Annotated in this window: 12 protein-coding genes; 9 read left to right on the forward strand and 3 right to left on the reverse strand. The window is 59.9% G+C overall.

The annotated features are described in order from the left end of the window. The first annotated feature begins 8 nt into the window (after nt 1-8). The 5 genes from O9X62_RS06215 (at nt 9) to O9X62_RS06235 (ending at nt 4,313) form a co-directional block, all read left to right on the forward strand. Entirely contained in the window at nt 9-350 is a 342-nt protein-coding gene (locus O9X62_RS06215; protein WP_269531930.1) for a YggL family protein, read from the forward strand. A gap of 175 nt (nt 351-525) precedes the next feature. After that, complete coding sequence (locus O9X62_RS06220; protein WP_269531931.1) at nt 526-978, forward strand: peroxiredoxin; 453 nt, start codon at nt 526-528, stop codon at nt 976-978. A 174-nt stretch (nt 979-1,152) separates the two neighbouring features. After that, on the forward strand, nt 1,153-2,556 hold the full coding sequence (locus O9X62_RS06225) for a PhoH family protein (protein ID WP_269531932.1): 1,404 nt from the start codon (nt 1,153-1,155) through the stop codon (nt 2,554-2,556). Between the two features lie 87 nt (nt 2,557-2,643). Further along, nucleotides 2,644-3,414 (forward strand): ParA family protein, encoded by a 771-nt coding sequence (locus O9X62_RS06230; protein ID WP_269531933.1) that lies wholly within the window; start codon nt 2,644-2,646, stop codon nt 3,412-3,414. Continuing rightward, on the forward strand, nt 3,411-4,313 hold the full coding sequence (locus tag O9X62_RS06235) for a tetratricopeptide repeat protein (RefSeq protein WP_269531934.1): 903 nt from the start codon (nt 3,411-3,413) through the stop codon (nt 4,311-4,313). The genes O9X62_RS06230 and O9X62_RS06235 overlap by 4 nt, the downstream gene beginning before the upstream one ends. 34 nt (nt 4,314-4,347) lie before the next feature. Here O9X62_RS06235 and dnaB read toward each other — a convergent pair whose 3' ends face one another. Next, entirely contained in the window at nt 4,348-5,778 is a 1,431-nt protein-coding gene (dnaB, locus tag O9X62_RS06240; RefSeq protein ID WP_269531935.1) for a replicative DNA helicase, read from the reverse strand. A gap of 87 nt (nt 5,779-5,865) precedes the next feature. Here dnaB and O9X62_RS06245 point away from each other — a divergent pair, with 87 nt between their 5' ends. Both O9X62_RS06245 and O9X62_RS06250 read left to right on the forward strand, forming a co-directional pair. Next, on the forward strand, nt 5,866-6,294 hold the full coding sequence (locus tag O9X62_RS06245) for a type II toxin-antitoxin system RatA family toxin (protein ID WP_374708389.1): 429 nt from the start codon (nt 5,866-5,868) through the stop codon (nt 6,292-6,294). Next, nucleotides 6,291-6,590: an RnfH family protein gene (locus O9X62_RS06250; protein WP_269531937.1), complete on the forward strand. Its 300-nt coding sequence runs from the start codon at nt 6,291-6,293 to the stop codon at nt 6,588-6,590. Before O9X62_RS06245 ends, O9X62_RS06250 begins: the two co-directional genes overlap by 4 nt. A gap of 10 nt (nt 6,591-6,600) precedes the next feature. Here O9X62_RS06250 and O9X62_RS06255 read toward each other — a convergent pair whose 3' ends face one another. Both O9X62_RS06255 and rmuC read right to left on the reverse strand, forming a co-directional pair. Continuing rightward, nucleotides 6,601-7,077 carry a DUF4124 domain-containing protein gene (locus O9X62_RS06255; RefSeq protein ID WP_269531938.1) on the reverse strand — a complete coding sequence of 159 codons (477 nt, stop codon included), beginning with the start codon at nt 7,075-7,077 and terminating at the stop codon, nt 6,601-6,603. Then, entirely contained in the window at nt 7,077-8,615 is a 1,539-nt protein-coding gene (gene rmuC / locus O9X62_RS06260) for a DNA recombination protein RmuC (RefSeq protein WP_269531939.1), read from the reverse strand. Before rmuC ends, O9X62_RS06255 begins: the two co-directional genes overlap by 1 nt. Nucleotides 8,616-8,889: 274 nt before the next feature. Here rmuC and flgA point away from each other — a divergent pair, with 274 nt between their 5' ends. Beyond that, a complete protein-coding gene (flgA, locus tag O9X62_RS06265; protein ID WP_269531940.1) occupies nt 8,890-9,576 on the forward strand; it encodes a flagellar basal body P-ring formation chaperone FlgA in 687 nt (228 codons plus the stop codon). Nucleotides 9,577-9,691: 115 nt separating this feature from the next. Continuing rightward, a complete protein-coding gene (locus O9X62_RS06270; RefSeq protein WP_269531941.1) occupies nt 9,692-10,648 on the forward strand; it encodes a bifunctional riboflavin kinase/FAD synthetase in 957 nt (318 codons plus the stop codon). The last annotated feature ends 25 nt before the right edge of the window (nt 10,649-10,673 follow it).

The following is a 10,673-nucleotide window of genomic DNA, read 5'->3' on the forward strand; positions in this document are numbered from 1 at the left end:
AGCCTGCCATGGCTAAACACCGTAGCGAACGTCTACTCAAGAAACTCCACCTCGGCCCCTACCAGCAACTGGGATTTGCGCTCACGCTCAAGGTCAAACCCGAGGTGACTGCGGCGCAGGCCGAGGTGTTCCTCGCGGATTTCCTGAGCCATTGCATCGAGGCCAATGGCCTGGTATTCGGTGGTGGCATGGATTGCGGCTGGGTGGATGCGGACGGCCGAGGCAGCGCATCGGAAGCGCATCGCCAACTGGTGGGAGACTGGCTGCTCGCGCGGCCGGAACTCGATACGGTGGTGATCGGTCAGCTATGCGATGCCTGGTACGGCCCGTTCGATCTGGGCGAAGCCTGACGCTGGCGGGATCACTGCGCAGCCAAACTGGGCAAATCACAACAACCTGCCTGGACGTACCTGAATCAAAACAAGCACTTCCAGACGATAGCCTTGGCCGACATGAAACCGTCATGCTGATCGGCTTGTATGTGCACACGAATTTCACCAGAATCAGTTCAAACCGGAGGACGTAATGACCGCAGTCCCTGCGATTTCCCTGCCCATGACCGGCAACCAGACGTTTGATACCGCCGCGCTCGCAGGCTCGCTTTACGTACTCTACTTCTACCCCAAGGACAACACGCCCGGCTGCACCAACGAGAGTGCAGACTTCCGTGACCAGCACGCCGCCTTCAAGGCCGCCGGCTGCAGCGTGTTTGGCGTGAGCCGCGACAGCATCAAGTCCCACGAGAACTTCAAGGCCAAGCTTGAGATGCCCTTCGAGCTGGTATCCGATCCTGACGAGATGCTGTGCGAAGCGTTCGGGGTGATGAAAATGAAGAACATGTATGGCAAGCAGGTGCGCGGGGTGGAGCGGTCTACCTTCGTCATCGATGCCAGGCAAGAGATCGTGAAGGAATGGCGTGGCGTGAAAGTGCCGGGCCATGTGAGTGAAGTGCTGGCTTTCGTACAAACCCTTAAATGACCCACAACGCCCGTCTCTGTACGGGCGTTGTGCTTTGTAAGGTGATAGCTGATTTTGCTTAAGCACCTGCATGACTTGCGCGGAGACTTGGCCGTTGCCCACCTTGGGCGACAGGACAGGTCTCCGTTTTCATTTGTCACGCCGATTTGTTAACCAACCACCGCGAGGAAACCGATGGCCGCTGCCCGTAAAGCCAAGAACACCAAGCTCTTCGTGCTGGATACCAACGTGCTGATGCACGATCCGACCAGCCTGTTCCGTTTCGAGGAACACGATGTCTGTCTGCCCATGGTGACGCTCGAAGAGCTCGATGGGCATAAAAAGGGCATGAGCGAAGTCGCGCGCAATGCGCGGCAGGCCAGCCGCTTCCTCGACGAGATCGTCAGCGGCAAGGAAGGTGAGATCGTCGCCGGGGTGGCGCTGACCGGTCCGTCCAAAGGCATGGCGACGGGCCACCTGTTCTTGCAGACCGAGGCCACCACGGTGGCGTTGCCGGCCAATCTGCCGGTCGGCAAGGCGGATAACCAGATCCTGACAGTGGTCATGCAGCTGGCACAGCAACACGCCAAGCGCGAAGTCGTGTTGGTGTCCAAGGACATCAATATGCGCATCAAGGCCCGTGCGCTGGGTCTTGCGGCGGAGGATTACTTCAATGACCAGGTGCTCGAAGATACCGATCTGCTCTACACCGGTGTGCGCGAGATCGACCAGGCCTTCTGGGAGAAGAACGGCAAGGACATGAAGAGCTGGCAAGAAGGCGGCCGCGCCATGTACCAGCTCAAGGGTCCGGACTGCCCGAGCCTGCTGCTCAACCAGATGATCTGGCAGGACGGCGACAAGCCTTTCCTAGCGATGGTGAAGTCGGTTGAGGGCAAGACGGCGGTACTCGAATCGATCAAGGACTACAGCCATCCCAAGAACGCGATCTGGGGCATTACCGCGCGTAATCGCGAGCAGAACTTCGCCATTAACCTCCTGATGAACCCGGATATCGATTTCATTACATTGCTGGGTCAGGCTGGCACGGGCAAAACCCTGCTGACCATTGCCTCGGCCCTGATGATGACGCTTGAAGAAAAGCGCTACACCGAAATCATCATGACGCGCGTCACCGTGCCGGTGGGTGAAGACATCGGTTTCCTGCCGGGCACCGAAGAGGAAAAAATGGCCCCGTGGATGGGGGCGCTCGAGGACAACCTCGACGTACTCAACCAGACGGATGCCGAATCGGGTGAATGGGGCCGTGCCGCCACGCGCGATCTGATCCGCTCGCGTATCAAGGTGAAGTCGCTTAACTTCATGCGCGGCCGTACCTTTCTCAACAAGTTCCTCATCATCGACGAGGCGCAGAATCTCACGCCCAAGCAGATGAAGACCCTGATCACCCGCGCCGGTCCCGGTACCAAGGTGGTGTGCCTGGGCAATATCGCGCAGATCGATACACCTTACCTCACCGAGGGGTCATCAGGCCTGACCTATGTGGTGGATCGTTTCAAGGGCTGGGGGCATTCGGGCCACATCACGCTGCAACGTGGTGAACGTTCGCGGCTGGCGGATCACGCGGCCGAAGTGTTGTAAGCAGCCATTTGCCCGGCTCAGGGCAGCGAGCCGGGCAAAGCCAGCCTACAATCACGGTATTGCGCATGCCCTACCGAGATTGCCTGCATGACTATCATTGCCGTGTTCAACCAGAAAGGCGGCGTGGGTAAAACCACCACCACCGCCAACCTCGCTGCCGCTATGGCGCGCAACGGGCTCAACCCGCTCGCGATTGATCTGGACCCGCAGGCGCACCTGACCAGCATGTCGGGGGTCAAGCTACCCGCCACCAAAACGGCTGTTGGTTTTTTTCAGAACCACACGCCCTTGTCGGATCTGGTGGTGCAGTTACCTAATCAGGTCAATCTGATTCCTTCCCACATGGAGTTGGCGCGCATCGACATGATGCTGGGCAATAATCGTCGTGACTTGCGTGTGCTGAAAAAGGCGATGGCAGAGGAAATGCTGTCGAGCAGTGATACGCCAGTGCTGATCGATTGTTGCCCGATGCTGGGTGTTCTGTCGCTCTCCGCGCTGATTGCGGCGGATGTCGTACTGGTGCCGGTTACAGCCGAGTATCTCGCCATGAACGGTGCGCAGCAGCTGGATCAGACTCTCAATGGTCTTACTGCGCAGGGCCTTTATCGGCCGCGAAAGGTGTTCATCAATCGCTATCAGCGAGGCCACACCACCTCGGAAAAGGTGCTGCATGAGCTTACCCGCCGCTATGGCAGAGACTTTTGCCGCACCCGTGTGTTCGAAAGCCAGAGCGTGCTGGAAGGGGTTGGCAACAATCAGGATGTATTCAGCTACGCCCCCGACTCAGAAGGTGCTGAGGACTTCGGCTTCCTGCTCGATGAGCTGATCGAGACGGGATTCATCAAGGTCAATCTGTGATTCGGGTACTGCTGGCCGCTTTGCTGTGCGTGGCAGCGGAGGCAGCCGACATCGACAAGCTGTGGGATTTTGACCTGCCGGCAGAATCTGAACAGCGCTTCCGCACGGCACTGGTAGCGGCACAGCGTGAAGCGGATGTTGCCCTGCAGGCCGAACTGGTTACCCAGATTGCACGTGCACGCGGCTTGCAGGGTGATATGGCAGCAGCCAATGCTGCGCTTGATAGTCTGGTTCCCCGCCTGGCGGAGCTTCCTCCTGCAGTCAGCGTACGCTACATGCTTGAGCGCGGCCGTCTGTATCAGCTCGCTACGGACATACCCAAGGCCAAGCGGTGGCTACGTAATGCGCTATCTCATGCGCAGCGGCATCAGCTGGATTATCTGGCGATTGATGCCTTGCAAATGCTGGGTTACCTGGAAACGGCCAAGAATGCCGTCGGCTTGCAGATGCAGGCACTCAATCTGGCACTGGCCAGCCAGGACCCGCGCGCGCAGAACTGGCTGGGTGTGCTCTATCAGAATCTGGGTTGGACCTATCGTAATCAGCGTGATTATCCCAAGGCGCTCGATTTCTTCCGGCAGGCGCAGGCTTGGCACGAGCAGCGCGGCGGCGGCAAACCTTGGCTGATTGCCCGCTGGAGTGTGGCCAAGGTATTGCGCGAATCCGGCGAGCCTGACAAGGCATTGCTGATACAACTGGATGTGGAGCGCGGCTGGCAGAAATTGGGCCAGACGGATGGTCACGTACTGGAAGAAATTGGCGAGAACCTGCTGACCTTGGGGCGTCGTGCCGAAGCGCGTCCCTACTTTGTACGCGCGCTAGACGTGCTGTCCCGTGACCCGTGGTTTGCCCGGAATGAGCCGGCTCGCCATGCACGGCTCGCCAAACTGGCGCAGTAGCTGCCGTTAGCGCTGAGCACCGCGCAGGCTATATTTATTCGCCTGAGGACCAGCCCCCGCCGGGTAGTGCCGCATTCTCGAAGCGTGAGTAGTGGCCCAGGAAGGTAAGCTTCACGACACCGGTAGGACCATTACGGTGTTTGCTGACAATGATCTCAGCCAGGCCTTTGTCGGGCGAGTCCGGATTGTAGTACTCGTCTCGGTACAGGAACATGATCAAGTCGGCATCCTGTTCAATGGCGCCCGATTCCCGCAAGTCCGACATCATGGGCCGTTTGTTGGGCCGTTGCTCCACCGAGCGGCTCAGCTGTGACAAGGCAATGATGGGCACCTTGAGTTCCTTGGCTAGCCCTTTGAGCGAGCGGGAGATTTCACCGAGTTCGGTAGCCCGGTTCTGATCGCGGCCGGAACCCTGCATCAGCTGGATGTAATCGATGACAATCAGCCCGAGCTGGCCACCAAACTGCCGGGCCAGCCGACGCGAACGGGCGCGGATTTCCAGTGCGGTCAGCGCCGGGGTTTCATCAATGAAAATCTGCGCTTCCGATAGCTTGCCAGCGGCATAGGTGAGCTTTTGCCAATCATCGTCTTCGAGCTTGCCGGTCTTGATCTTGTGCTGGTCGAGCCGGCCCACCGAGCCGATCATCCGCATGGCGAGCTGCGCGCCGCCCATTTCCATCGAGAAGATCGCTACTGGCAAACCGGCATCAATCGCCACGTTCTCGGCCACGTTGACCGAAAACGCGGTTTTACCCATCGATGGGCGCCCTGCCACAATGATCAGGTCGCCACCTTGCAGACCCGATGTGCGGGAATCCAGATCGGTAAACCCGGTCGGTATGCCCGTCACATCGCTGGGATTGTCGCGGCTGTAGAGCTCATCAATACGGGTGACGACTTCCTTGAGCAGATCCGGCATGGCCAGAAAGCCCTGCTTGCCGCGCGCCGATTGCTCGGCAATCTCGAAGACTCGCCCTTCCGCCTCATCCAGCAACTGGGCCGCCTCGCGGCCCTTGGGCGCATAGGCTGCATCGGCAATATCGGTGCCCACTGCGGCGAGCTGACGCATGATCGAGCGCTCGCGCACGATTTCGGCATAGCGCTTGATATTGGCAGCGCTGGGCACATTCTGCGCGAGCGAGGCGAGGTAGGTGAGGCCGCCGATGTATTCAAGCTGACCCGCGTTGTCGAGCGATTCGGCTACCGTTACCGCATCGGCTGGGCGGCCGGTTTCGACCAGTCGGGCCACGTGGCGGAAAATGACACGATGGTCGTCGCGATAAAAGTCGGCCTCGGTGATGGCATCGGCAATCCGGTCCCAGGCGCCGTTATTGATCAACAGGCCACCCAGTACCGACTGTTCCGCGTCAATCGAATGTGGTGGCGTGCGGATCGCCATCATCTGCGGGTCTGCGTCGCGCGCTTCTTCGTTAAAATGCGGGATGTCGTCGTGATCAAATTGCATGGTGATGGCGTATCTTGGCCGAGGCCGGCGTGACCGAGCCCTGCATTCTACTCGCGCTATCGCGCGGGATTTTCACTAAATGGTCCTATGTCCCAGGTTCGCAAATCTGTCCTTGTTCCCTTTGCCGCCATCCGCATGTTCGAGCTGATCGACCGGGTCGAGGACTACCCACGTTTTCTCCCCTGGTGCGGTGAGACGACCATACATCTGCGTGATACTGACTGGACCATTGCAACGGTTGGGATTGATTACCTTGGCCTTAAATCCGGATTCACGACCGAGAATCGCAAGCAGGAAAACCTGATTACCATGGAGCTCAAGGACGGTCCGTTTCGTGCACTTACCGGGGCTTGGCGCTTGATTCCGCTGACTGAGGATGCCTGCAAGATCGAGTTTGAGCTCGATTACGAGTTCGCAAACCGGGCGTTGGAGAATCTGGTGGGGCCGGTGTTCGGCAAGATCGCGGCCACGTTTGTGGATGCATTTGTCAAGGAAGCGGAGAGGCGGTTCGGATGAGTCAGATCGTCAACGTTGCCCTCGTCTACGCCAGCCCTGATCGACAGCATCTGGTGCAGCTAGAACTGGCTGTCGGCAATACGGTGGGCGATGCACTGTCCGTGGCCCGAGGTATGGCCGAATTTGACGGCATCGACTTCACCCAGCTCAAGACCGGCATTTTCGGTCATGTCTGCAAGTCAGACCGCTGCCTTCAGGACGGGGATCGCATCGAGCTTTACCGGCCGCTCATCGCCGACCCCAAAGAGGCGCGACATCGGCGGGTGGCCTTGGGCAAAACCATGCGCAAGGCATGATCCGCTGGGCTTAGCGCCCGCGGCCGCAAGCTTGCGCTTTTTCTTTGCGGGCCGCCGCCAGTAGCTGGTTCACTTCCGATACGGAAAGCTCGCGCTGATTTCCCTTGGCATCGGTTGCCGAGTGCGATGCGGCGTCTTCAATGCCCTGGAGCTTATCCGTTGCCTGCTTACAGGCCTCTTGGGCTGCAGCCCTCTCCGCGGCGGGATCGGATTTTTCCGCAGGCAGCGGGGGCGCCTCGGCCTCCGTGCCCTTTGGTCTTCTCTCGGATGCACCAGACTCCATCGAATCGCCGCCGGCACGTTGCACAGGCATCATGCCGCCGCTCTTGTGAATGCGAACCAAGTCACGCTTGACCGTGCCGGGTGGCGGCTGGTCACTGTATTGAGTCTGCCCGTTGGCATCGACCCACTTGTAGACCTCGGCTGCGCCGACCCAGCCTGCTGCAAAACACAGGGCGCCGAGTAACAGGTTGCGGCTTTTCATCATCAGGTTTCCTCGTTCAGCGCGAGCGCACCGGCCGGTTGCGGTACCTCGCTGGGGTCGTCCAGACGGACATGTTCAATCTCGTCAAAGCGGCGGCTGATCTTCTCGCTGGTCAGCTGCACTTGCTGGGCATCTTCATGCGCCATGCGGATATGGTCGGCGAGCTTCTTCATGCGTTGGTCAAAACGGCCGAATTCCTTGCTCAGTTTGCCTAGCGCATCCTTGATGATATGCACTTGGCGGCGCGTTTCCACATCCTTGATCACGGCGCGGGCCGTATTGAGCACGGCCATCATCGTGGTGGGCGAGACAATCCACACCCGCTTGCCCATGGCGTACTGCACCAGTTCGGGATGATAGGCATGGATCTCGGCAAATACGGCTTCGGCAGGAATGAACATCACCGCGCCATCCGCGGTTTCTCCTGCGACGATGTACTTGTCACCGATCGCATCGACATGCTTTTTGACATCGGCCTTGAACTGTCGTTGCGCCAGTGTGCGCTCGGCCTCGTTGGCAGCCGAGAACATGCGGTGATAGTTTTCGAGCGGAAACTTGGAGTCTACCGCCACCGTGCCCGTAGGCTCCGGCAGACGTAGGATGCAGTCGGCGCGCGCACCATTGCTCAGGGTGGCCTGCAGCTGATAGCACGACGCCGGCAGCACATTGCTGATCAGGTGTTCGAGCTGCACCTCGCCAAAGGCCCCGCGTGAGCGCTTGTCGCCTAGCAGTTCCTGCAGGCTCACTACATTGGTCGTGAGGCCATCGATTTTCTTCTGGGCCTCATCAATCGTAGCCAACCGAGCCATCACGCTCACAAAAGTCTCATTGGTTTTCTTGAAACCTTCGTCGAGCCGCTCGCTGACCTTGCCGGAAATCTGCTCCAGCCGTTTATCCACGACTTCGCTCATCTGCGTGATGGTTTGGGTCAGTTGCTCGGTGGTGCGCCGCAAGGTATTGAGCAGCAACTCCTGCTGTGCCCTGCCCTGCTCTCCCACCTGTTTGGCCACCAGCTCCAGCAGCTCCCGGCGCAGGGTGTCCTGCTTGTCCTGAATGGCGAGGGAGATCTCGCTTAACTGCTTGGCCATCAGCTCCCGGCCCTCGGCCAGCGCTTGGGTCTGCGCCAGTTGCATGGCTTGCAGGGCGGCAGTCTGGGCAAGCTGGGCGGCTTGCAGTGATTCGGTCTGGCGCAGGCTCAGGCTGTCGAGCCCCTGTCGGGTTTCGCGCAGCTCATTGCTCACCGCCTCGCGCAGACGCTCTGCCGATTGCGCCACGCTGTCTCGCAGGCGATCACCCGACTCCTGCAGGCTGTTGCGCAGGCGCTCGCCTTGTTCGGCAAAGCCCTGCCCCAGCGCATCGGACTGCCGCTGCAGGCCGGCATGCAGATCCTGCAGCATGGCGCGATGCTTTTCCTCCTGCTGAATACTCAGCGCGCCCAACAGCTCACGCTGGGTTTGCGCAAGCTGACCCAGGCGGATCGCGACGAACCCGCCGGTCAGCAGAATCAGCAAGGCGGCGATGCCAAACAATAGTTCCAGCATGAAAATCAAACCTGCTTGAGGAGTTCAATGACGGGATCATAACGCTTGCCGAGCTGGCTTGCGTGCTCATGCATCCGGGTCGACAGAGCGTACTTGGCCGCCCGAATGTCTGCTGCAGCGGCCTGGTTGCACCTGGGTGGTGAGGGACAGCTGCGTGGACGCTCGCCAAACTGGCTGAGACTTCAAATGAAGCGGACCGGCTAACATGTTGAGATTCTTGCGTTTCTGGCACTTCAGTTCCAAACTTGAAAATCCAACGTCATAAACGGGAACGATGTTGTTCAGATTGCTGCTAGCCCTGTTGCTGCTGTGTCCGTTTGCCTTGGCGGCCGAGTCCCGCCAGAGCCTTGAGGCGATTAACGATGCGGCAACCCGTTTCCTGTCGGCACAGCTCGACAGCTACGGCCCGCGTGCGAGTTTTCAGCTGGGACGGCTCGACAACCGGCTCAATCTGGCGCCTTGCCAGAAGCTTGATGTGCAGCTTGCGCAAGGTAATCGGTTGATCGGGAATACCAGCCTGCGCATCAGTTGCGGCAAGGGCGCGCGCTGGGCGGTGAACCTGCCTGCGGCCATCTCGATCCAGTCGGATTACTGGGTCAGCGCCCGTGCCTTGCCAGGCGGGTATGAAATCACCGAGAACGACATCGAGAAGCGCACGGCTGATCTGGCCACCCTGCCCGCTACCGTGATCGTGGACTTCACCCAGGCTATTGGCCGTACCGTGATTGGCGGCATTCCCGCTGCTGCGCCATTACGCAGCGATTTGCTGCGTGCACCGTATGCCGTGAAGGTCAATGAGTACGTCAAGGTGCTCGCATCGGGCCAGGGTTTTGAAGTGGCCAGCGAAGGCCGCGCACTGGGCAATGCCAATGAAGGCCAGAATGTCAGTGTGAAGATGGCTACCGGCGCCATCGTGCAGGGTGTGGCCCGTGCTTCGGGCACGGTTGAAATCCGCTACTGATACCCCAGCCGCCTGAAAATACACTGTTTTTTGCATGCCGATGGCCGGCCCGGGCATAGACCCCTATCGCCCCCGCAAGTAGAATTGCGGGTTCCTTTTCCGGCGTCTTCCTTGCATGCAGGTTTTCCGTGGCCTCCCCTTCCGATCTGCCGGCGCGTGCGCGTTGACCATCGGCAACTTCGATGGTCTGCACCTCGGCCATCGGGCCATGCTCGAACGCCTGATCCGCACGGCCCGTGAGCGTGGCCTGCCCGCTGCGGTGCTGACCTTCGAGCCGCACCCGCGCGAACTGTTCACGCCCGACGCTGCGCCCGCACGGCTTTCCAGCCTGCGTGAAAAGCTCGAACTGCTGCGTGATGCTGGCGTGGACCGGGTTTATCTTGCCCATTTCAATCGCGCCTTTGCCAGTCTGGATACGGACGCCTTTGCGCGCGATGTGCTGGCTGCGCAGGTCGGCGCGCGTCATGTACTCGTGGGCGATGACTTTCGTTTCGGCAAGGCGCGCGCTGGCGATACGACCAAGCTGGCCGAGCTGGGCCAGCAGCATGGTTTCAGCACCGATGTCATGCACGAAGTGGCGCTAGGCGAGCAGCGTGTATCCAGTACCTCAGTACGCACCGCGCTTGCCGCAGGTGATATGGCTGCCGCCAGCCGCTTGCTGGGCCGCCCTTACAGCATCAGCGGCCGCGTCAAGCATGGCCGCAAGCTGGGTCGCGAGATTGGTTTCCCCACGGCCAACATCCAGGTCAAACACAATCGCCCGCCGGTGACCGGGATTTTCGTGGTCGAAGTCCACGGTCTGGGCGCGCCGATTGCCGGCGCTGCCAGCCTGGGTTTGCAACCGACGGTGGATCATTCGGGTCTGATGTCGCTGGAAGTGCATTTGCTGGACTTCAGCGGCGACATTTACGGCCAGCATCTGCGCGTGGATTTTCTCAAGAAGCTGCGCGACGAAATCAAATACGAAGGACTGGACCCGCTGATTGCGCAAATCCGCCGCGATGTGGATGCCACGCGCGCCTGGTTCCGCGAGCGCCAGCACAGCGAACGAATTATCAGCCCCCGTCCGTAAGCGGGCGGGGGAGTACGAATCCTGC

It is taken from the genome of Chitinimonas sp. BJYL2, assembly GCF_027257935.1.
Taxonomy (GTDB): Bacteria; Pseudomonadota; Gammaproteobacteria; order Burkholderiales; family Chitinimonadaceae; genus Chitinimonas.

Excerpts from the sequence above, each read along its gene's own strand:
- O9X62_RS06215 (WP_269531930.1), top strand. The coding sequence starts at position 9 with ATGGCTAAACACCGTAGCGAACGTCTACTCAAGAAACTCCACCTCGGC.
- O9X62_RS06220 (WP_269531931.1), top strand. The coding sequence starts at position 526 with ATGACCGCAGTCCCTGCGATTTCCCTGCCCATGACCGGCAACCAGACG.
- O9X62_RS06225 (WP_269531932.1), top strand. The coding sequence starts at position 1,153 with ATGGCCGCTGCCCGTAAAGCCAAGAACACCAAGCTCTTCGTGCTGGAT.
- O9X62_RS06230 (WP_269531933.1), top strand. The coding sequence starts at position 2,644 with ATGACTATCATTGCCGTGTTCAACCAGAAAGGCGGCGTGGGTAAAACC.
- dnaB (WP_269531935.1), bottom strand. The coding sequence starts at position 5,778 with ATGCAATTTGATCACGACGACATCCCGCATTTTAACGAAGAAGCGCGC.
- O9X62_RS06245 (WP_374708389.1), top strand. The coding sequence starts at position 5,866 with ATGTCCCAGGTTCGCAAATCTGTCCTTGTTCCCTTTGCCGCCATCCGC.
- O9X62_RS06250 (WP_269531937.1), top strand. The coding sequence starts at position 6,291 with ATGAGTCAGATCGTCAACGTTGCCCTCGTCTACGCCAGCCCTGATCGA.
- O9X62_RS06255 (WP_269531938.1), bottom strand. The coding sequence starts at position 7,077 with ATGATGAAAAGCCGCAACCTGTTACTCGGCGCCCTGTGTTTTGCAGCA.
- rmuC (WP_269531939.1), bottom strand. The coding sequence starts at position 8,615 with ATGCTGGAACTATTGTTTGGCATCGCCGCCTTGCTGATTCTGCTGACC.
- flgA (WP_269531940.1), top strand. The coding sequence starts at position 8,890 with ATGTTGTTCAGATTGCTGCTAGCCCTGTTGCTGCTGTGTCCGTTTGCC.
- O9X62_RS06270 (WP_269531941.1), top strand. The coding sequence starts at position 9,692 with ATGCAGGTTTTCCGTGGCCTCCCCTTCCGATCTGCCGGCGCGTGCGCG.